Raw genomic sequence first — 22,227 nt, forward strand, 5'->3', positions numbered from 1 at the left:
ATACTCTTTTAGGGGCGAAAACAAAAGAGGCCTATCATAAATCAAATTAGCCTTAACCACCTTTCGGGTTGCGTTATCTATGAGTTGAAATGTGGCGATAATATACAAAAAGGGGGTTAACACTTTTTTGGCCTAAAAAACACTTAACTATCTTATTATAAATAGTTTAAGTAAAAATTAGCGCTAAATTGTGTTAACCCTGTCAACCCCCTTTTTGTTAATAAAGTTAATTAAATAGAAACTATATATCGCTTAAGTATCTGCAAAAAAAAGCGGCTGACCATGATGATCAGCCGCTTTGCCTGCAATTGTGTTTATCTTCCTCCCGGAGGGCATTTAGCTTTCAGGTATTGCGTAAACAGCGTGCGCAAATGCTGTGTTGTACCTTCGCCTTCTGATATCGAATGCGTACGGTTAGGATATGACATCAGCTGGAACTGCCTGTTGTATTTAACCAGCTCATCAATCAGCAACTCGGCATTTTTGTAATGTACATTGTCATCGCCCGTGCCATGAATATAAAGCAGGTTACCTTTCAGGTTTTTTGCATAAGTAACCGGCGAGCCTTTAATAAATGCTGCGCGACCAGCCTCATCGGTAGGTACGCCCATGTATCGCTCCTGATAAATATTATCATAAGTAAGCTGTGAACCAACAGCCGCTACTGCGATACCGGTTTTGTAAATATCCCCATACTGAAACATCAGGTTAAGGGTTGATGAACCACCGCCACTCCAGCCGTGCACTGCAATACGGGTTGAATCAACAAACGGCCATTTGATAATCTCTTTGGCAGCCATGGCCTGGTCGCGGATGTTGATGATACCAATGTTTTTGTAAATAGCCTTACGCCATGCTGTGCCTTTGGGGGCCGGAGCGCCACGACCTTCAACAGACATGTAGATATACCCGTCATCGGCCATACTGCCTTCATACAGCCTGTTACGGCCTGTCCCCCAGGTATCAGTTACAGTTTGTGAAGCTGGTTCGCCGTAAACAGTAAACACAACAGGGTATTTTTTATTCGGGTCGAAATTGGTTGGTTTCATCATCCAGCCATCCATTTCAATGCCATCAACAGTTTTTATTTTGAAAAACTCAGGTTTGTTTTTAGCATCCTTATCAACGGCTATTACCGTACCGCCTATGTGCTTGTGCTCGGGCAGGCTAATTACCTCGCTTTGCGGACGGGTATAGCTATTGTTAAAATTGTGCAGCGCTACCTTACCGTTGGGTGAAATATCATAGCTATGCGTTCCCGGCTCATCAGCAGGCGAAACACGCTCTGCCTTACCACCGCTTAATTTAATTTTGTACAGATATTTTTGAGTTGCATTATCAGGTGATGCGATGAAATATACATAGCCCAAAGCCTCGTCAATCATATCAATGCTGATTACATCATAGTTGCCTTTGGTGATCAGTGTTTCTTTACCTTCGCGGGTTACTTTATAAAGGTGGCGCCAGCCATCTTTTTCACTTAACCATAAAAAGCTTTTGCCTTTTTCAATCCAACCCCAGCCCACAGGGTCGCCACCTGCTACACGGGCTTTAACGTCAATCCATGAGTCGTTGTGTTCCTCACGGATAACGCGGGTTGTTCCGTTTGATACGTTACCAATAAACACACGGCTCTCGTTTTGCGCACGGTTAAGCTGTTCAAGAATAACTTCGTTTGAATTATCGGCCCATTCCATATTGGGGATGTAATGCTGTATGGCATCACCGGGTACATTAATCCAGGTGGTTTTGCCGGTAGCTGTATTAACAACTCCCACTTTGCATGAGCTTGGGTTTTCGCCCGCAACCGGATATTCAACCGGCACAACAAACGGATAAACAGAATCGGTATTGTTGATCATCAGGTACGTCTTGGTTTTGCTTGCATCTAATTGCCAGTACGCAATTGATTTGCTATCCGGCGACCAACGGAAACCATCGCGACAGCCAAACTCTTCCTCATAAGCCCAGTCAAAAGTACCATTGATGAGTTTTTGGGTGCCATCGGTAGTTAATTGCTTAACCGAACCATCAGCTAAATCTTCCATATAAATGTTATGTCCGCTTACATAAGCTGCTTTGCTGCCATCAGGCGAAAACTTGGCAAACATCAACGACGATTCGGGCAGGTTTTTCCCCAGCTGCCAAAGTTTTTTTGTATTTGAATCATAAACCCAATAATCGCCGCGGGTATCGTAGCGCCACACTTTTTTGGTATTGGTATTGATGAGCACTTTTTTGTTATCATCGCTCACGGTAAACCTTTTTACGCTGATAGGCGCTTTGCCTGCAGGGGTCAATTCTTCTTTGGTGATAAAAACAGTTTTTTTAGAGGTATCGCGGGCGTCGATCATGATAATCTGCCCACCGGTAATGCGGTAATACTGGTAGCCGTCTTTAGTCCAGTTTACAGCGGCCCGTTGTGCACGGGCGATATTTTGCTGAATAATTAACAGTAGCGCGGTAAGGAAAATTAATCCCGAACGGTAAAATTTCATATACATTTAGTTTGAATTAATAGAGCAGCGTTATTTTTATTTATTAAGTAACGTCACTGTAAATTTTGCGTTAATTTAGCACAATAAAGAAATCTAAAGCCCTCTGTAATGAAAAAAATACCTCTATTGCTCACTGCCTGCATGTTATTTTTTGCATCAGTTAACGCCCAGCGGGCCGACAGGAGCAAATTCATTAAAGATAGTTTAGACCTCTATATCAGCAAGGCCTTAACCAACTGGCGTGTACCTGGCATGGCCGTTTGTATTGTGAAGGATAACAAGGTAGTGCTCATGAAAGGTTATGGCATTAAAGAGCTTGGGCTTATGAACAAGGTTGATGAAAACACCCTGTTTATGATAGGAAGCAATACCAAAGCTTTTACGGCAACAGCACTTGCCATGCTCCAGGCCAACAAAAAGTTATCGTTAGATGAAAAGGTGACCAAATACATTCCGGAGTTTAAACTGGAAGACAAGAATGCAAGTGAGCTGGTACAGGTGCGCGACCTGCTTTGTCACCGCCTCGGCTTTCAGACCTTTCAGGGCGACTTTACTTTTTACAACACCAACCTTACCCGCCAGGACGTAATTGCTCGCTTGAGTAAGCTTAAAGCTACCTATCCGTTCCGCACACGCTGGGGTTATACCAACGCCGCATTTTTAACTGCCGGCGAAATCATCCCAAAGGTAACCAACGGCCATTCGTGGGAGGCTTATCTGAAAGAAGCTATTTTTGCGCCGCTTGGCATGGGTAATACTTTAGCTTTAAGCAAAGATCTGCCAACTTCCATAAACCGCACCGTGCCGCACACTATTGTTGATGGCAGGCTTACACCTATCCCCTATTGCCAGATAGATGGCCTGGCGCCTGCGGGGGCAATCAGCTCATCGGTAAATGACATGAGCAAATGGGTGCTTGCTCTGCTGAACGATGGTAAGGTAGGCCAGCGCCAGGTGATCCCTTCGGCAGCTATCCAGGCTACACGCCAGCCCCAGGATATCGTGGGCAGCGTTCACCATATGAACGGCGAAAACAATTTTGAGCTTTACGGCTTAGGCTGGTTTATACAGGATTACTCAGGCCACAGACTGGTAATGCACGATGGCGGGGTAAATGGTTACCTGTCGTCTGTAACACTTTCTCCGCAGGATAACCTGGGCATCGTTATATTAACCAATACCGATCAGAATGAGCTGTTTGAGGCCCTGCGATGGGATATTTTAGATGCTTACTTTAAACAGCCATTCCGCAATTATAGCGAGGGATATTTAAAACAATATAAAGCTAATACCGCAACAGAACAGGCTGAGGACAGAAAGCTGAAAGATTCAGTTGCCTTAAACCCTAAACCTTTGCTATTGCCCAACAAATACATCGGCAAATACAGCAATGATTTTTATGGCAGCATGGAAGTTACCCAGGGCGAAGGCAACAACCTTGAAATGCGTTTTGAACATCATCCCAAAATGTATGCTTTGTTAAAACCACTTGGTGGCAACCGTTTTTACGTGACCTTTTCTGACCCAACCCTCGGTAAAGCAGTATTTCCTTTTACCGTACAAAATGGCGAGGTTACCGGTGTACGTGTAAAAGTGGCTGATTTTGTGGAACGGGGAGCTTATGATTTTAAGAAGAATTAGGATTAGGAACTAAATTAGGTGACAGGATTTCAATAAAAACATATTGAATCTATTCCTGTATTCTATGAATGAAAGACAGACTGCACAAAAGCGTGGGATTGTGCGAATCCCCTCTTGAGAGGGGCGGAGGGGTGTGTTCCGCTTCGATCTAAGCGCATAGCACACCCCTTCTATCACACCGATCCTTCGCGCCCCCTCTCAACAGGGGAGTTTTAAAAATCCCGGTGACCCTTCTCTAAATAAAAAACCCTATAAAGAATCAACGCCATAACATCTCCCAAAACTGGAAGTTGTTATGGCGTTAAAAATATCTGTTAGGTAAACCGCTTATTGCAACACAATCTTACGGATGCGGTTATTGTAATAATCGCTTACATAAACATTGTTGCCGGCATCAACAGTGATACCCTGCGGCGAGTTAAATTTAGCGGCAGTACCAACACCTTCCGCAAAGCCGTTTGTTCCGTTACCGGCAATTACTTTTAATACTTTATCCTTTGTAATCTCCAGGATCCTCCCATTCTGATCGGCAATGAAAAGGTTCGAGTTTTTATCAAAGGCAATGGCCGAAGGGCCGCCGAGAAGGGCCGTTTGTTTATTACCACCGGTAAAAGTAGTAACTACACCCTCCGGAGTTATTTTACGGATTGTATGATTAAGCGCCTCAGCAACATATATGTTGTTATTGGCATCAATAGCTATGCCGTTAGGCTTATTAAAAGTTGCGCTGGTTGCAGTTTCGTTGTCCAGGTAACTTGCGCCCCTGCTGCCTGCAAACGTGGTAACTACACCTGCCGGAGTTATTTTACGAATAAGGTTATTACCAAGATCGGCAACAAAAATATTTCCCGAACCGTCAATTGCCAATGCACGCGGACTGTTAAATGTAGCCTTGGTACCGGTACCGTCGGTATATCCGGCATCGCCGCTGCCTGCAAAAGTACTTACAACGCCATCCGCGCTTATTTTGCGTATATTGTTGTTGCCATAATCGGCAACATACATATTGCCCGACGCATCCGTAACTAAACCTTGCAGGGCATAAAACTGCGCGGTTGCTATAGGCCCGTCAACATAACCTATAGTACCATTACCCGAAAGCGTGGTAACATTTCCGGCTGTGGTAACTTTGCGTATGGCACTGTTAAATGAATCGGCCACATAAATATTCCCATCAGTGCCTACAGTTAATCCCTGCGGACTGTTAAAAAAAGCAGCACTGCCTAAACCGTCAATAAAGTCGGCCCCGTCATTACCAGCAAGCGTACTAACTGTACCACCTGTTGATGCTGTACCATCACCTGTAGTGAACTGAACAACCTTGCCATAACCGGTACCTGCACTGTTTATAGCATAAGCCCGGGCATAATAAGTTGTTTTAGGGCTTAAACCTGTAATTTTGGTAGTATAGGCAAACTGGATTACGGTATCTTTAGTTTTATTGTCGGCCGTAGTAGGAGTTTGATTTGATGAGCTGTAACAAATACCATAACTGCTCAGGCTCACATCCTGCGTTCCGTTGAATAAACCACCTGTATAGGCTATTGTTCCTGTTTCGGCAGTCACCACATCCATTGTAGTTAAAGTTGGCACGCTTACAACTGTGGCGTCTTTTTTACTGCAGCTTGCGCCTGCTAAAGCAACGGCTATTAAGAATGCGGCAAATAAAATTGTTTTAGTAAAGCTCTTTTTCACGAGTTAGTTTAAAAGTTATTATGTAGTAAAGTAAGCAAAATTAACTTATCAATACGTAGCAAAGTACTTTAAAGTAACATTTTAACAAATATTAACATACTTATTACAGGCGATGGGCTCATCACAGCTTATAAACCATAAAAACAAACAGGTAGCATTACCTAAGCAATCAAAAACTCATCAACATTTTTGCTGAAGGGTTGTTATTTAAGCACCATGAAACTAATACTGCTGCTCATATCCATTTTAATTGCTAATGTAGCTATTGCACAAAAGCATGTGCCCTTACCACACGGTATGGTATTTGGCGAAAAGCCCGATACCGCAGCCTTAATGCAAGCCTCAAAGCTGGAAACCTTTATGGGTAAAAAAACAAGGATTACTACCGTTATAACCGGCAAGGTGATTAAAGTAACCCAAGAAAAAGGAGGCTGGTTTGAACTTGGCGCTGGCTATAACCGGATTATTTCCGCTCATTTTACCAATGCAGGCATAAACCTGCCAAAGCAGCTTGCAGGCCGTACAGTAATCATTACAGGTGTAGCTGCCAAACAATTTATTGCCAACGATCTTCAACATATGGCAGGAGATACCGTTAACGGCAAAAAACAGCATAAGGCAAACGCCAATTCCGACCGAAAGATCAGTTTTGAGGTAAAGGGATTGATGGTAGATAAATAGGCAGGCAAAACTATGTTAAATAACAAGAGGTTGATTAAAACAACCCCTTAATAAAAACTATGTAGTAAGCATTAACGAATGCCGAAAACCGAATTTTTGACCTACAAGCTCATTAAATATAATTAATCAATAGAATGAACAATAGCTTAATTAAGTGATCTTTATTATATTTGATGACTTAATTAACTTAAACGTGTCATGAATCAAACTTTACTTTTCGGGCTTACCGAAAATTTTCGACCTTTACCTTTATTTAAAATATTTACCTTAGCTATTTTGTTCACTGCTTCGTCCCTTACAAGCAAGGCTCAGGTTGATACCATTATTTCCAACAATGCCAAAATCGCCTGCAACGTTAAAGAGATTACCCCAGATGCAGTTAAGTATTCCTACCCAGGTGAGGATTTGCTAAATTCAGTTTATAAAAACACTATACAGAAAATAGTATTCAAAAGTGGCCGTGTTCAAACTTTTGCCGAGGCAACATCATATAAAACAATTAACGGAGTAATGGATTATGACAAAGTAACCATTACCGCAGTTGAAAGTGAAGTTAAAGGACTATACAAATTAACGGATGTGAGTTCAAAAGCTAAAGGAACTACCGTATTTTCAAACCAGGAGAGGGTTAAAGACAGGGCGTATCATAAAATGAAGATCCAGGCGGCAATGTTCGGAGCTAATATTGTCTATCTTACCAATCAACGTACCGAGGGTAATAAATATGGAGGCTATTTTCAAAGTGGCTCAACCACCGAAACCAACCTAACCGGCGTGGGCTACTCTAACATTTTGCCGGATTACGAAAAATTCAAATTATTAATAGGCTCTAAAACAGATTTTACTGCTCAGAAAAAATACGAATTGGGCGCGAGTGATACGGATGTATCCCAGGATATAATTGACAAGCCGTTCCTCGTCTCGAATGTTAGCTTTGAGAATGGAATTGTGCTGATAACTGCCCAGCTAAAGGGTGAAAGCAACAATAACGTATTTCAATTAGCAAGCTTTACAGATAATACGTTCAGCGTTGCTTACAAGCATAAAGGCACTGCTTACAACATTGAAATAAAAGTTAAGTAATTAATTCGCATATCAAAAACGCCAAGCCTGTTAGCTCGCGTTTTTGATATGCCTTTGTTATTTAGGCCATTTCCGAAAACAAGCGCATGGACACTATTCAAGCCGGGTAAACGAGAAACTATAAACAAGTCGTACCCAAGCTACAGCTGTTGGTCGGATCCCTTTTTTCAGGTAGTCGCCATGAAAATTCAATTAATAGCCAGGGTTAATCTGTGATACATAAACCCCGACGATCAATATTAAGCATTTGTTACAATGAGCTGCCTTAATTTTTCAGAAACTTCGTTCTTATTTACTGTAGATGCATCGCGACGGCATTTTAAATAGTGTTCGCGCGCAATTTTTTCGGCCAGGTCACCGATGGTTTTCACATGCATTTCTTTTCCGAAGCGGCCTGCAAGTTTTAAGCCAACGCCGGCTACTACCATACCGGCAATACCTATAGCCAGGTAATAGAAGGCCAGCACGAAGCTGACTACCAAAATCATCGAAAACAGGTTAACTATCCATTGTTTGGGTTGAAGTAAACTTATCTGGAAACCCATCTCTTCTTCAATGGCTGCCACGGCCTCGATACGACTGTCGCGCGGGAAAAGGTCGGTGAGTTTGGTTTGGGGCTTTATGATATCCTTATCATGCCCTGCCGATGCATTGATAGCATTACGGAGTTTGTAAAATGCCTGCTGTGTAGTACAGCCATCATTTGTTTTCTTTACTTTTTCTAGAACAACGTCGCAAAGTTTACCAAAGTTTTGTACATCGTTTGCTGATGCGTCGTTTAAACTGATGTTAAATGATTTTTCAATTTTCAATAAAACATCATCCATATCATCAGGATCAACGCTCTTGAGGTTGATTTCCTGACCATTAGCCGTATTAACTTTCAATCTATAGTAACTAAGTACAACAATAATGAACCTGCAATTAGGGTTGCAGGTTCACGTTATTAGCAATTAAACTACAAAGGCTGCAATTTAATGTTTTAATTATTTACTCAAGTACATCGATTTCTCTTTGTACAAGTGCCTGAAGTATGGATCTTGCAGGTTAGGGATGAAGCGTATAGCCTCACCGGTTGATTTCATTTCAGGGCCAAGCTCCTTAGTAACCTCAGGAAATTTATCGAATGAGAATACCGGTTCTTTGATGGCATAGCCCCATAGTTTGCGCTCGATGGTAAAGTCGCTAAGCTTATTGCTTTCCAGCATAATTTTGGTTGCTATGTTGATATAAGGCACATCATAAGCTTTAGCAATGAAAGGCACAGTACGTGAAGCACGTGGGTTGGCTTCAATTACATAAACCTTATCATCCTTAACCGCAAACTGAATGTTCAGCAAACCGCGTACGTTAAGCGCTTTAGCTATCTTTTTGGTATATTCTTCAATCTGGTGGATAACACTATCCGAAAAATCGAATGGAGGCAGTACCGCGTATGAGTCGCCCGAGTGGATACCGGCAGGCTCAATGTGCTCCATCATACCAATGATGTGTACGTCCTCGCCATCGCTGATCGAGTCAGACTCGGCCTCAGCGGCACGGTCAAGGAAGTGGTCGATCAGCACGCGGTTACCCGGCAGGTTGCGCAGCAGGCTTACTACCGCTTTCTCCAGGTCTTCATCGTTGATCACGATGCTCATGCCCTGGCCACCTAATACGTAGCTTGGCCTTACCAGTACCGGATAACCAACTTTGTGAGCAACTTCAAGGGCTTCTTCAGCGCTTTCGGCTACACCGTATTTTGGATACGGGATATCAAGGTCTTTCAGCAGATCAGAGAAACGACCGCGGTCTTCTGCAATATCCATATTATCGAATGATGTACCAATAATGCGGATACCGTGTTCGTGCATTTTCTCAGCCATTTTAAGGGCAGTTTGACCGCCCAGCTGAACAATTACGCCATAAGGTTTCTCAAGTTCGATGATCTCGCGCACATGCTCCCAGTAAACCGGCTCAAAGTACAGCTTATCGGCCATGTTAAAGTCGGTTGATACCGTTTCAGGGTTACAGTTAACCATGATGGCTTCAAAGCCTGCTTCTTTTGCGGCAAGTAAACCGTGCACGCAGCTGTAGTCAAACTCGATACCCTGGCCTATACGGTTAGGGCCCGAACCTAATACGATGATCTTTTTCCTGTCGGATGCTACAGACTCGTTTTCGCCTTCGTAGCTTGAATAATAGTACGGAGTTTTTGCAGGGAACTCGGCAGCGCAGGTATCAACCATTTTGTAAACGCGGTGCATGCCCAGGGCTTTGCGGCGCTGATAAACATCTTCCTCGGTTACATTACCCAAGATATGGGCTATTTGCACGTCTGAGAAACCTTTTTGCTTCAGTGTGTAAAGGAAATCTTCAGGAACGTTATTTAGCGAGTAACGGCGAAGCTCTGTTTCCAGGTTAACCAGGTCCTGGATCTGGTTCAGGAACCAGCGGTCGATTTTAGTTGCTTTACGTACCGATTCGATAGGCACACCCAGGCTCAAAGCGTCGTAGATATGGAACAACCTGTCCCAGCTTGGATGCTCCAGGCTGGCCATAATTTCTTCCAGGTTACGGCTTTGGCGACCGTCGGCACCTAAACCCGCACGACCGATCTCCAAACTCTGACAGGCTTTCTGTAAAGCCTCTGTAAAGCTGCGGCCGATACCCATAACCTCACCTACCGATTTCATCTGCAGGCCAAGTTCTTTGTTAGCGCCTTTGAACTTATCAAAGTTCCAGCGAGGTATTTTAACGATCACGTAATCCAATGTAGGCTCAAAGTAAGCCGAAGTGGTTTTGGTGATCTGATTTTCAATTTCATCGAGGTTATAACCTATAGCCAGCTTCGCAGCAATTTTAGCAATAGGGTAACCGGTAGCTTTTGAAGCAAGCGCTGATGAACGTGATACACGCGGGTTGATCTCGATAGCGATGATAGCTTCGTCAGCAGGGTTTACCGAGAACTGCACGTTACAACCGCCGGCAAAGTTACCGATGGCACGCATCATCTTGATAGCCTGGTTACGCATTTCCTGATAGCAACGATCGCTCAGGGTCATGGCGGGAGCTACAGTGATCGAGTCGCCGGTGTGGATCCCCATCGGGTCAAAGTTCTCTATAGAACAGATGATGATTACGTTATCGTTGCTATCGCGCAGCAACTCCAATTCGTATTCCTTCCAGCCAAGCACAGCCTGCTCAACCAATACCTCGTGGGTTGGTGAAGCTTGCAAACCGCGGTTAAGGGCCGCATCAAAATCTTCTTTTCTGTGAACGAAACCTGCACCTTTACCCCCCAGTGTGTAACTTGGGCGAATAACCAGCGGGAACCCGATTTCCTGCGCACCTTCTTTACCTTCAAGGAATGAGTTGGCGATCTTTGATTTGGCAACACCTACACCGATGTCAACCATCAGCTGGCGGAAAGCTTCGCGGTTTTCGGTTTTTTCGATGGCGGCAATATCTACACCGATAACTTTAACGCCATACTTTTCCCATATGCCGCGTTCAGACGCTTCGATACAAAGATTCAATGCCGTTTGACCGCCCATGGTAGGCAGTACAGCATCTATCTGTTGTTCGGTTAAAATTTTCTCAATGCTTTCGCAGGTGAGCGGCAGAAGATAAACGTGGTCGCTGATAACTTTATCCGTCATGATAGTTGCCGGATTGCTGTTAATAATAGAAACGGAGATGCCTTCTTCTTTTAGCGAGAGAGCAGCCTGCGAGCCGGAATAGTCAAATTCGCAAGCCTGGCCGATGATGATTGGGCCGGAGCCGATGATCAGAACGGATTTAATGGAGGTGTCTTTGGGCATAGGGCTTTTTTTTAATTCAAAAGTTCTAAGTCAAAAGTTAAAGACGGTTAAGCCTTTAAACGGTTTTTCCTATGCGCTGAAAGCCAAGAAGTCCCGACTTCAGCGTCGGGGTGCAAAGATAGACTTTTAACAAACACGATTCATGTTTTTTTTCAGATTTAATATTGCGGCAATTGCACCCAGCTTTTTTTAAGTATCATGTCGCTTTTCGTAAAACAATAAGCTTAATATTTTCGTAAAATCTTACTATATTTACTTACAGACCGGCGCTGTAAAAATCCCAATTAAACCTGTAGTTGCGCAAACCCGCAAATACTTTTATATTTAAGAACTATGATAAAGAAGCCTGTTTTTCTATTGCTTGCGGCTATTTTATTTTTTGGCAGCTGCGCCATGCTGCAATCAGTTGTTAAATCAACATTTCCGTACACTGCAACTATGGTTATCCCGGCGTCGGCCCCAATTGATGAACCTCAAACCGCAATAAGCACGGGAAACAGTTTTGACCAGGATTTTACCAAAGACGGCAACAACGCCAATAAGATAAGTGAAGTTCGTATTATATCAGCCAAATTACAATCAAGCGATCCGACAGATTATAACATTGGCAATATCTCTTCACTACGGGTATACATGGGTAAAAACGATGGCAGCGAAGAAGTAATGGTAGCAATCCGCAAAGATATCCAGCCCAACTCCGGTAACAGCATCGTACTTGATATTGATAACTCGCACTTTTTAGATGTGCTTGTGCGTGAACCGGCAGTACGAATCAGGATGGTTTACCGCCTACGCAAAGCTGCAGCTACCGATGTAAGCTTGAAAGTATCGTTAGGAATAGGATCATACCCGGCCAATTAACCGGGTATTTATAAAAAATCTATTTGATCAGCTTGTTGTCTGAATCGGGGAATATCAAAATAGGTTCGTAATTGCGGGCTTCTTCTGTTTCCATGTATGCATATGACATAATGATCACAATATCGCCTACCTGTGCCAGACGGGCTGTAGCCCCGTTAAGGCATACCGTACCTGTTCCGCGCTCGCCTTTGATAACATAAGTTTCAAAACGGGCACCATTGTTATTGTTCACTATCTGAACCTTTTCGTTGGGGATGATATTTGCAGCCTCAATCAGGTCTTCATCAATAGTGATGCTGCCCACATAATTCAACTCGGCTTGCGTTACCTTAACCCGGTGAATTTTGGACTTTAATATTTCAATTATCATGGCGCAAAGTTAGGAATATTTAGTTCACAGGAACAAGTTCATAGTTGATGGATCATGGTTCATAGCACGAAGTTTACAGTGAAATGGAAGTTAGCGGGTTATAATCAATCATTATCAAGAATTACTGCTCTAACTCAACCCATAAACCACAATATATGAACCACCAAATACTATGAACTATCAACTATGAACCATAGGCTACCTAATCAACACATTATCAATCAATCTTGTTTTACCTACGCGCGCTGCAACAAGGGCAACAATAGTTTCGGATGCAGGGGTGGCATGATGCAGTGTTTTGCCATCGGCTATTTCAAAATACTCCAGCTCAACGCCTGGTTCGTCGCTGATCATTTGAGCTGCCTGCTGCTGCAGGGTGTCAATTTTGTTAATATCGAAGTTTTCCTTAACCCAGTTAAGTGCTTTGGAGAGGATGAGCGAGTGTTCCCTATCATACGGGGTGAGGTGGATGTTCCTTGAGCTCATGGCCAGTCCGTCGGGCTCACGTTCAATAGGGCACATGACCAGCTTAACGGGCATCTCCAGCACCTCAACCATTTTATTGATCACCATAAACTGCTGATAATCCTTCTGCCCGAAAAAAGCGATATCGGGCTTTACAATATTGAACAGTTTATTTACTACCTGAGTAACTCCCTGGTAATGCCCGGGCCTGAATTTCCCTTCCAGCAGGTATTCCAGATCACCCATGTCAAAATGCCATTTCTCATTATCATCATACATCTCGGTAACCTGCGGATTAAACAAAATATCGCAGTTTACTTCCTCAAGGCGGCGGATATCGTCGGTTATTGGGCGGGGGTATTTTTCAAGATCTTTCGGATCATTAAACTGGGTAGGGTTTACAAAAATACTGCAAACAACCTGGGTGCTTTGCTGCTTTGCCTGTTCAATTAAACCCAGGTGCCCTTTATGCAGTGCGCCCATAGTTGGTACAAAGCCAATTACTTTTACCGGCTTACGGTTAAAGTAATCTGATATTTCTTTTTTGGTGGTAAATATTTTCAATGTAATGGTTATTACAAAATTTGGCAAAGGTGTACAATTGCTTAAAAATAACCAAAAGTTACTTGCATAATTCGTTGGCAGTTTATATAATATTAGTTATATTTGCAAACTCAAATTTTTTGACTTCTTTACATTTTAAATACTGATTTAGTGATGGGTAAATCTAAGCTTTTGTTTATAACTCATGAAATGTCCCCTTTCCTTGAACTCACAAAAATTGCTGAAATAACACGCCAACTTCCGCAGGCCATGCAGGAGAAAGGTTACGAGATCCGTATCCTTATGCCGCGTTTCGGCAATATCAATGAGCGCAGGAACAGGCTTCATGAAGTGATCAGGTTGTCGGGGATGAATATTATTATCGACGATAATGATAACCCGCTGATCATCAAAGTAGCATCTATCCCGGCGGCGCGTATGCAGGTGTATTTTTTGGATAATGAAGAATATTTTCAGCGTAAGCATGTGTTTGCAGACAAGGAAGGTAAATTTTACGCCGACAATGATGAGCGTATGATTTTCTTTTGCAAAGGTGCATTGGAAACTGTTAAAAAATTAGGCTGGGCGCCGGATGTGATCCATTGCCATGGCTGGATGAGCGCGCTTGTGCCTGCTTATCTGAAAACAACCTACAAAGACGATCCTACATTTAAGCACTCAAAAATCATTTACTCTATTTATGAAAATGATTTTAAAGAGCAATTGCACAATGACTTTGCTACAAAAGCCATCATGAGCAATATGAACGAGCAGCATGTGGAGCCATACAAAGGCGGCACCAATTCGGCGCTGTATGCCGGTGCAATCCACTACTCAGACGGTATCGTTTTAGGCAGCCCTGATATTGATGCAGATGTGTTAAATAATGTTAAAAACAGCAATAAATCGGTTTTAGAATTTGATTCTACCGCAGATTTCGAAAATTATTACAATTTTTACGACGAAATTACCAACGACGAATTGGTGGATGTTGCATAAGACTTAATATTATATATGAAATTTTTCCGATTAGACTTATTGACCCTGTTAATAAGTCTTTTTATTTTGAACAGTTGTAAACGCCAGGATGGTATCGGTTTGGGCATCAATGATCAAAACGAGATCAATGGTAACCTGATAGTTGATACCAATATTGTTATTAACACTGTTGCTGATGATACCGCGGCCACATCGGGCATGACCAGAACACCGCTTGCCAACTTTACCGATCCTGTATTCGGCACCACAAAAAGCGTTGTTGCCTTGGGCGTTAACCTTCCAAATGGCGCTGCTTATACGGTACCTGCAGGTACACTTACAATTGATTCGGCTGTGCTTGTGCTTAAGTATGCAGACGGCTTTTATGGCGATTCGCTGGCTTCACGCTATAAAATAAACGTGTATCAGCTTCAAAAAAAGATAGAGAACAAAACCTATTACACCAACAACCACTGGGATGCTGATCTCAGCACGTTACTTGGCTCTAAAACCTTTACAGCCCGTACGCATGACAGTATTACCATAACCCGTATCCGCACCGATACATTAGATACTGTTCAGCGTGTAGCGCCACAGTTGCGTGTGCCATTAAGCAAATCTTTTATCTATAGCAACCTGTTTAATGCAAGCGGTACAATACTTGCGTCGCCAACAACTTTTCAAAGTACGGTAAAAGGTCTTTACCTCTCGTTAGAGAAGGCACAAGCCAGCGATGCAGGCGGTATCATACAGCTCAATCTTGGCTCATCGCAAATTGACGTTTTTTATAAGGTTGTTACCGCTGCTACCAGTACTACATCCAGCACCATTGATACGGCATCAGTAACTCTGCCATTCTTTAACCGCGCTGCCGAAGTAACGCATACGTATAGTACAACTATCCAGGCTGCCCTGAGCAATACAACAACGTCGCAAAATACGGTTTACCTCCAGGGGCTTGCGGGCTTAAGAGCTAAACTCAGTTTCCCGGGCCTTGATAAACTTGTTGATTCGTCAGTAGTATTAAACCGTGCCGAAATTGTGATAACACCGCGTGCCGGCTCGGGGGTACCTTATGCGCCTTTACCTAAGCTAACCATGTACAAGCTGGATATAGCCAAACAAAGAACATTGATTCAGGACGCCAGCTCAAGCGACCCGCGTTCACAAACAAGTTTATTTGGCGGTCGTTATAACCGTACTACAAAAGAATACCACTTCCTGGTTACCGCTTTTGTGCAGGACCTGATCCGTAAAAAAACAGTTGATTACGGCACTTATATTGCCCCCGTTGATACAACACTCGTTAATACCACAACAGGTATCGACGTAGCTCCGTCAACACAAACGGCAGCCCGCTCCGTGATAGTGGGAAGTGATAAAAACACACCGGGATACAGCATCCGGATGAATATCATTTACACCAAGATCCGCAAGTAAGATATCTCTTAATAAACAAAAGAATCCCCGCTTAGGGGATTTTTTTGTTTAAGGCAATTCCACTTCTTAAAATACTTTTTTAAGTATTTTAAAACTTCGCCTTTTTCACAAAAAATCAAAATAATTATTGCTGATATGTGTTATATAGCTGTTTATTTTGCGGCGTTTAACATTTATACTTGATTATTTTATGTGCGGAATTGTTGGTTATATAGGATTCAGAGATGCTTATCCCATCGTTATAAAAGGACTCCACAGACTTGAGTACCGGGGCTATGACAGTGCCGGCATTGCCCTGCTTGACCAGGACCTTAAGGTTTATAAAAAAGCAGGCAAAGTTGAAGACCTTGAAAATTTTGTAAAGGGTATCGACCTGAAGGGTTCAATTGGAATGGGGCATACCCGCTGGGCAACCCACGGCGAGCCGAGCGACCGTAATTCGCATCCACACTCATCCGGCGACAGGAAACTCACCATTATTCATAACGGCATTATCGAAAACTATGGGGTGATCAAAGAAACCCTTATAGCCAAAGGCCACGTTTTTAAAAGCGATACCGACACCGAGGTCTTAATACATCTGGTTGAGGATATCCAAAGGGAAACCGGCCTTGATTTGAAAGATGCCGTACGCGTGGCTTTAAATAAAGTGATAGGCGCATATGCCATTGTGATTATGAGTGCTGATGAGCCGGATTTGCTTATTGCGGCCCGTAAAGGCAGCCCAATGGTGATTGGCGTAGGCAAAGGCGAATACTTCATTGCTTCAGATGCTACGCCTATCGTGGAGTATACCAAAAATGTGATCTACCTTAACGATAACGAAATTGCCTACGTACATCGCGAAAGCCTGTTGGTAAAAAATATCGACAACTCGGTGCAGACACCCTACATCCAGGAGCTGGACCTAAAGCTTGAAATGCTGGAAAAAGGTGGCTACGATCACTTTATGATGAAGGAGATCTATGAACAGCCCCGCTCCATCCGCGATTGCCTGCGCGGCCGTATTTACCCGCAGCAGGGCAAAGTTCAGCTTGGTGGTATCAAGGAATACACCGAGAAGCTTAAAAACGTCGACAGGATCATTATTGTGGCCTGCGGCACCTCCTGGCATGCCGGTTTAGTAGGCGAATACCTGATTGAAGAATATGCCCGTGTGCCGGTAGAAGTGGAATATGCATCGGAATTCCGATACCGCAATCCTATCATTACCGAAAAAGACCTTGTAATAGCCATATCCCAATCGGGCGAAACTGCCGATACTATGGCAGCCATAGAACTTGCTAAAGAAAAAGGGGCAACCATTTTTGGGATATGCAATGTGGTAGGTGCATCTATTCCGCGTTTAACCCATGCCGGTGTTTATACCCACGCCGGGCCTGAAATAGGTGTGGCTTCTACCAAGGCTTTCACTGCCCAGGTAAGCGTATTAACCCTCATTGCATTTTACATAGCCCAACAGCGGGGTAAAATTACCCAAAGTAAAATGGTTGAATATTTAACTGGTTTAAACGAGATTCCGAATTTGGTACAGGAAGCCCTGAAATCAAATGATCATATCCAGGAAATTGCAGCGCGGTTTAAAGATTCAAGCAATTGCCTGTTCCTGGGCAGGGGAAGTTCATTCCCCGTAGCACTGGAGGGCGCTTTAAAGCTTAAGGAGATATCTTATATCCATGCCGAAGGCTATCCGGCTGCCGAAATGAAACACGGCCCTATCGCTTTAATTGATGATGAAATGCCGGTAGTGTTCATCGCCACGAAACATTCATCGTACGAAAAAGTGATCAGCAATATCCAGGAAGTTAAAGCCCGTAAAGGCCACGTAATAGCCATTGTTACCGAAGGTGATACCGAAGTTAAAGGCATGGCCGATTACGTGATAGAAATTCCGCAAACCAACGAGGCCTTTGTACCGCTGGTTGCAACTATCCCGCTACAATTGCTGGCTTATCATATAGCAGTAATGCGTGGCTGTAATGTAGATCAGCCCCGTAACCTGGCAAAGTCGGTTACAGTTGAATAAAAACCTTTTATAAACCTATTTTTACCAACCCCTGCCAGTAACGGCAGGGGTTTTGTTATTTTTGGGAAGAAACAAATACCTGCAACCTATGAGTTTTGAAATTTTTGAACAGGCCGAATCATGGATCTCCTTAATCACACTTACCTTGCTGGAGATTGTTTTAGGCATCGATAACATCGTATTTATCTCCATCCTATCCGATAAACTCCCTGCCAGCCAGCAAAGCAAAGGCAGGCGGGTTGGCCTTGGCATGGCCATGATCACCCGTATCCTGCTGCTGCTATCCATCAGCTGGGTAATGACCTTAACCGCCCCCTTGTTTAACTTAAGCCCAATTTTTAGCATTACCGATGCCGAATGGGTCGAGAAGCTCGCGATTTCGGGCCGTGACCTGATCCTGATCATTGGCGGCCTCTTCCTGATTTATAAAAGTACTGCCGAAATTCACCATAAGATTGAAGGCGATGACGAAAACGAAGGCTCGGTAAAAAAGCATTCGTTCTGGGGCACCATATTACAGATCATGCTGCTGGATATCGTATTCTCGCTCGATTCGGTGATCACCGCCGTGGGGATGGCGAGCCATGTAGAGATCATGATCCTCGCCGTTGTAATTGCCGTAGGCATTATGATGTGGGCATCAAACCGTGTAGCGTCATTTGTAAACAAGCATCCAACCGTAAAAATGCTCGCCTTATCATTTTTGTTGTTAATAGGTGTCTCACTTTTAGCTGAAGCTTTTGAACAGCATATCCCTAAAGGATATATCTATTTCGCTATGGCTTTTTCGGTTTTAGTAGAGATGCTTAATTTGAAAATGAAAGCGAATAAGGGCAAGAAAATAGCAAGCAAAGGGAATTAAAAAACTATTGTGAATCTAATTTATGTCATTGACATCGTTTTTTAATTAATAATAATAGTTAAAAGATTGGGGTACACGGTAGGTTTTCAATGAGCGCAAGGAAAAAGCATAAGGCCCGGCAGGATGAACCTGCCGGGCCTTATAATGACACAGTCATAAACTATTGATTACTAGATAGATTTTACAGCTTGAGCGTTACCTGCGGCCCGGGCTTTCCGTTACAAGTCCTCGCTTTACCCGCACACAAACCCGGCACACGCTGTGGTCTTTTCACTGCAATCCCTAACGCGGCCCCCGCACAATATCTCCAAAACATATTTTGCACGTCATCACGATTTTTCTAAGATTTCCCTGATGGTTACTCAATGATATGTGGGAAAAAGTCAATAGACTTATATAATTCAATAACTTTTCTATAATACTACGGTCACCGCTTTCCCACTATACTTAACCACCTTATCAGCCTTAGCCGTTAAAGCCACATCCGAACCATGCGCTCCTTTAACCAATACCACATTAAAAGTGCGGCTCTTTAATTGTCCGGGGAAATGTCCTTTGGTATCTGAAATAGTAAGCTTGCGTGTTTTATCATTCCAGTTTAGCGTAAACGTAGCTGATTGTCCTTTTTCGTAATTATAGTTATCGTTTTCATCCTCATAAAACTTAAATGATGCGTCGGCACCGGGATAAATACGTAGTTCGATATTAGCATTTGGTTTTTCGGTTGCGTATTCAACATCCGGTCCCATAGGTATAATTGAACCTGCTTTTACATAAAGCGGCAATATTTCGATGGGCGCGGCAGCGCTGATTGTTTGGCCGCCATCGAGCAGTTCGCCTGTCCAGAAGTTATACCATTTGCTGGCTGCAGGCAGATAAACCTGGCGGGCTTTAGCTTTTTTGTCGGCATCACTTGAGGTGTACAATTGCTCGGTTACCGGGTTAACCATAAAGGCCGGCCCAAACATATACTGATCAGGAATACCATAAACTTTGGCGTCGCCACGGTAATCAAAAGCCAGCGAACGCATAATGGTGTAGTTATCATTAGTTACTCGCCCCGCTAATGAATAAATGTAAGGCATCAAACGGTAACGGAGTTTATCGAAATTAAGCAGGATCGACCTCGTATTTTCATCCCAGTTTTTGCTGAAGATGGCGCGTTCGCCTTTACCATGGATCCTGAATATAGGGCAAAATGTACCGAACTGGAACCAACGGGTAAACAATTCGCGCTTATCCGGCTGCGACCAATCGGCAGGTTTCCAGTGGTAGTGATATCCACCGATGTCCGACGTCCAGTAAGGGATGCCAGAGGTACAGGCATTGATGCCCTGTGGTACCTGGTCTTTAAAATCATGAAAAGTACACTCAATATCGCTCGACCACAGTGTTGATGCATTGCGCTGCTCACCCGCAAACGACTGTCTTACCAGAAAGAAGGCGCGCTTACCCTGAATATCCCTGCGCCAGCCCTCGTACACGCCTTTGGTATGCTGTAATGAATAGGTATTAAAATAATCTATGCCCTTGCCTATGCTGAAATTACTTTGACGGCGGGCGTCCAGCAATGCACCATTATCGGGCTCGCACTGATCAATCCACCAGGCATCCCAGCCGTAGCGCTTAATCAGGCTGTCGCGGGCCTGGTCCCAGTATAGCTCGCGCGCTTTAGGGTTGTGAGCGTCGTAATAAGTATCAAAGGTATGGGTAACTACGTTGTCCCAGGTGATATCGGTTAAGCCGCCCATTTTGTCCAGTGCGTCATAGTTAGGTGTGCCTTTACCAAACACCGGCCAGATAGAGATCATGGCATGGATGTTCGCCTGATGCAAAGCATCAACCAACTTTTGTGGATGCGGATAGCGCTCAGGCTTCATTACATGCGAACCTATTGGCAACGGGTCCCAGTAATACCAATCCTGCACAATCACGTCCACTGGAATGTGGTTATTGCGATAATTATCTTTTACAGTAAGGATCTCATCCTCGCTCAAGTACCTGTCTTGTGATTGAAACAAGCCGTAAGCCCATTTACCAAACATCGGCGCTTTACCGGTGGCAGTACGATATAAGTCGATGATATGATCAAAGCCGGGCCCGTAGAAAAAGAAATAATCAACCTGCTTGCCACTTTCAGATACATATTTAAATTTGGTATTGTCCGCTTCGGCTCCGTAAAAATTACTTGCCGAGTAGTTGTCCCACATCAAACCATAGCCTTTTGTTGATAGCATCACCGGGATAGCGCCGGTAAGATATTTAATAGCCAGGTCCTGGTTACGGCCTTTGTAATTGATAGACATCGAATCCAGTGGATGACAGCCCAAACCAAATAAGGCCTCATCGGTTGGTGACGTGAATTGCGTGGTAATATTATAAGTGCTGATACCGGCAACGGTAGCCGGAGTCATAGATTTATTATCGCTATCTTCTCCGGCGATCACGTTACCTTTCAGATCTGTATAGATGATAGCGTTAGTGGCCTTATTGATCCTTATTTTCAGTTTCGCCGTAGTAATAAGCACGTCGGTTTTACTATCCGAAACCTGGTAAACCGAATGTTGCAGCCATTTATTGTTAACAACCAGCGAGGGTTTACTTTCAAAAGCATCGAAGATGGTATATTTTACTTCGATGATATCATCCTTACGGATAAGCACCTTCATCAACCCCTTGTCGAGCGTGAAGGTAACGCCATCTGCTGCTTTTTTGAAAGATTTAATTAATGCAAAAGCAGGCATGGTTGAGACGCCAGTTAGAAGCAAAATAATTAACACAATCGATTGCGTAATTTTTGCGCCTTTATGAGATAATTGTTTAAACATCATGAGTACACAAGTTGGTTTATGTTGAGTGTGAGATTGACACCTATTTAGACACTGTGAATATAGTGTACTTTTTTTAATTGGAATAATCTTTTTTGCTCAATTTATGGTAGAAATCGAATCCGGTTTAACGCTACAGGACGCCGTAACGGTACATTATAAAGTTGGAAGGCATTACTTGGCGTTCCCGTCAGCCGCAGGAAGGGCTATGCGCTTCTACTGCTACAAAGCTTTGCTCGATTTACCCCGATTGTCATCCTGAGGGACGAAGGATCATCTTCTGCGCTGTGCGGGTTAGTGGAGAATAGTGAGTAGTGAGTGGTTGATTAGGGAGGATGGTTGTTATTGATGTTGGAGTTGTTGAGATAGCAAAGTACTGTAAACGCAAAAAGCCTTAGGTATTAGCTAAGGCTTTTGCAATGTTGCACCATTGAAGGTGATAAAGGGTGGCAC

The 22,227-nt window shown here is 43.5% G+C and carries 15 protein-coding genes; 8 read left to right on the forward strand and 7 right to left on the reverse strand.

Annotation, left to right across the window (positions count from 1 at the left end):
- Positions 1-314: 314 nt before the first annotated feature.
- On the reverse strand, positions 315-2,498 hold the full coding sequence (locus tag AC59JO_RS26800; protein ID WP_497309317.1) for a S9 family peptidase: 2,184 nt from the start codon (positions 2,496-2,498) through the stop codon (positions 315-317).
- Positions 2,499-2,606: 108 nt separating this feature from the next.
- Between AC59JO_RS26800 and AC59JO_RS26805 the strand changes: the two genes are divergently transcribed.
- Positions 2,607-4,139: a serine hydrolase gene (locus AC59JO_RS26805; RefSeq protein ID WP_413670868.1), complete on the forward strand. Its 1,533-nt coding sequence runs from the start codon at positions 2,607-2,609 to the stop codon at positions 4,137-4,139.
- A gap of 327 nt (positions 4,140-4,466) precedes the next feature.
- Here AC59JO_RS26805 and AC59JO_RS26810 read toward each other — a convergent pair whose 3' ends face one another.
- Complete coding sequence (locus tag AC59JO_RS26810; RefSeq protein ID WP_413670867.1) at positions 4,467-5,834, reverse strand: hypothetical protein; 1,368 nt, start codon at positions 5,832-5,834, stop codon at positions 4,467-4,469.
- A gap of 216 nt (positions 5,835-6,050) precedes the next feature.
- Between AC59JO_RS26810 and AC59JO_RS26815 the strand changes: the two genes are divergently transcribed.
- Both AC59JO_RS26815 and AC59JO_RS26820 read left to right on the forward strand, forming a co-directional pair.
- Positions 6,051-6,515: a DUF4920 domain-containing protein gene (locus tag AC59JO_RS26815; RefSeq protein WP_413670866.1), complete on the forward strand. Its 465-nt coding sequence runs from the start codon at positions 6,051-6,053 to the stop codon at positions 6,513-6,515.
- 198 nt (positions 6,516-6,713) lie between these two features.
- A complete protein-coding gene (locus AC59JO_RS26820; protein WP_413670865.1) occupies positions 6,714-7,598 on the forward strand; it encodes a hypothetical protein in 885 nt (294 codons plus the stop codon).
- A gap of 239 nt (positions 7,599-7,837) precedes the next feature.
- Here AC59JO_RS26820 and AC59JO_RS26825 read toward each other — a convergent pair whose 3' ends face one another.
- Both AC59JO_RS26825 and carB read right to left on the reverse strand, forming a co-directional pair.
- Positions 7,838-8,485: a hypothetical protein gene (locus AC59JO_RS26825; protein ID WP_497309320.1), complete on the reverse strand. Its 648-nt coding sequence runs from the start codon at positions 8,483-8,485 to the stop codon at positions 7,838-7,840.
- 99 nt (positions 8,486-8,584) lie between these two features.
- Positions 8,585-11,401, reverse strand: a complete 2,817-nt coding sequence (gene carB, locus AC59JO_RS26830) for a carbamoyl-phosphate synthase large subunit (protein WP_497309322.1) — start codon at positions 11,399-11,401, stop codon at positions 8,585-8,587.
- Between the two features lie 333 nt (positions 11,402-11,734).
- Here carB and AC59JO_RS26835 point away from each other — a divergent pair, with 333 nt between their 5' ends.
- A complete protein-coding gene (locus AC59JO_RS26835; RefSeq protein WP_497309324.1) occupies positions 11,735-12,262 on the forward strand; it encodes a hypothetical protein in 528 nt (175 codons plus the stop codon).
- Between the two features lie 19 nt (positions 12,263-12,281).
- Here the strand turns inward: AC59JO_RS26835 and panD are convergent, their stop codons facing one another.
- A complete protein-coding gene (panD, locus tag AC59JO_RS26840) occupies positions 12,282-12,632 on the reverse strand; it encodes an aspartate 1-decarboxylase (RefSeq protein WP_110587810.1) in 351 nt (116 codons plus the stop codon).
- 198 nt (positions 12,633-12,830) lie between these two features.
- Positions 12,831-13,661, reverse strand: coding sequence for a pantoate--beta-alanine ligase (panC, locus tag AC59JO_RS26845; RefSeq protein ID WP_497309326.1), 831 nt, complete (start codon positions 13,659-13,661; stop codon positions 12,831-12,833).
- Between the two features lie 153 nt (positions 13,662-13,814).
- On the opposite strand from panC, the gene AC59JO_RS26850 reads away from it, so the two are divergent.
- From AC59JO_RS26850 to AC59JO_RS26865, 4 genes are all read left to right on the forward strand, one after another.
- The gene (locus AC59JO_RS26850; protein ID WP_091175730.1) at positions 13,815-14,639 is read left to right on the forward strand and encodes a glycogen/starch synthase; all 825 of its coding nucleotides are present in this window, start codon (positions 13,815-13,817) and stop codon (positions 14,637-14,639) included.
- Positions 14,640-14,654: 15 nt separating this feature from the next.
- Positions 14,655-16,058 carry a DUF4270 family protein gene (locus AC59JO_RS26855; RefSeq protein ID WP_497309329.1) on the forward strand — a complete coding sequence of 468 codons (1,404 nt, stop codon included), beginning with the start codon at positions 14,655-14,657 and terminating at the stop codon, positions 16,056-16,058.
- 190 nt (positions 16,059-16,248) lie between these two features.
- Positions 16,249-18,084, forward strand: coding sequence for a glutamine--fructose-6-phosphate transaminase (isomerizing) (gene glmS / locus AC59JO_RS26860; RefSeq protein ID WP_497309331.1), 1,836 nt, complete (start codon positions 16,249-16,251; stop codon positions 18,082-18,084).
- A gap of 88 nt (positions 18,085-18,172) precedes the next feature.
- Positions 18,173-18,946: a TerC family protein gene (locus AC59JO_RS26865; RefSeq protein WP_497309333.1), complete on the forward strand. Its 774-nt coding sequence runs from the start codon at positions 18,173-18,175 to the stop codon at positions 18,944-18,946.
- A gap of 413 nt (positions 18,947-19,359) precedes the next feature.
- Here AC59JO_RS26865 and AC59JO_RS26870 read toward each other — a convergent pair whose 3' ends face one another.
- Positions 19,360-21,690 (reverse strand): glycoside hydrolase family 31 protein, encoded by a 2,331-nt coding sequence (locus AC59JO_RS26870; RefSeq protein ID WP_413670856.1) that lies wholly within the window; start codon positions 21,688-21,690, stop codon positions 19,360-19,362.
- Positions 21,691-22,227 lie beyond the last annotated feature (537 nt).

The organism is Mucilaginibacter sp. A5337, from assembly GCF_059690695.1.

Coding starts and splice junctions, on each gene's coding strand:
- AC59JO_RS26865 (WP_497309333.1), top strand. CDS start 18,173: ATGAGTTTTGAAATTTTTGAACAGGCCGAATCATGGATCTCCTTAATC.
- glmS (WP_497309331.1), top strand. CDS start 16,249: ATGTGCGGAATTGTTGGTTATATAGGATTCAGAGATGCTTATCCCATC.
- AC59JO_RS26805 (WP_413670868.1), top strand. CDS start 2,607: ATGAAAAAAATACCTCTATTGCTCACTGCCTGCATGTTATTTTTTGCA.
- AC59JO_RS26870 (WP_413670856.1), bottom strand. CDS start 21,690: ATGCCTGCTTTTGCATTAATTAAATCTTTCAAAAAAGCAGCAGATGGC.
- AC59JO_RS26820 (WP_413670865.1), top strand. CDS start 6,714: ATGAATCAAACTTTACTTTTCGGGCTTACCGAAAATTTTCGACCTTTA.
- panD (WP_110587810.1), bottom strand. CDS start 12,632: ATGATAATTGAAATATTAAAGTCCAAAATTCACCGGGTTAAGGTAACG.
- carB (WP_497309322.1), bottom strand. CDS start 11,401: ATGCCCAAAGACACCTCCATTAAATCCGTTCTGATCATCGGCTCCGGC.
- AC59JO_RS26855 (WP_497309329.1), top strand. CDS start 14,655: ATGAAATTTTTCCGATTAGACTTATTGACCCTGTTAATAAGTCTTTTT.
- AC59JO_RS26850 (WP_091175730.1), top strand. CDS start 13,815: ATGGGTAAATCTAAGCTTTTGTTTATAACTCATGAAATGTCCCCTTTC.
- AC59JO_RS26835 (WP_497309324.1), top strand. CDS start 11,735: ATGATAAAGAAGCCTGTTTTTCTATTGCTTGCGGCTATTTTATTTTTT.
- AC59JO_RS26800 (WP_497309317.1), bottom strand. CDS start 2,498: ATGAAATTTTACCGTTCGGGATTAATTTTCCTTACCGCGCTACTGTTA.
- AC59JO_RS26815 (WP_413670866.1), top strand. CDS start 6,051: ATGAAACTAATACTGCTGCTCATATCCATTTTAATTGCTAATGTAGCT.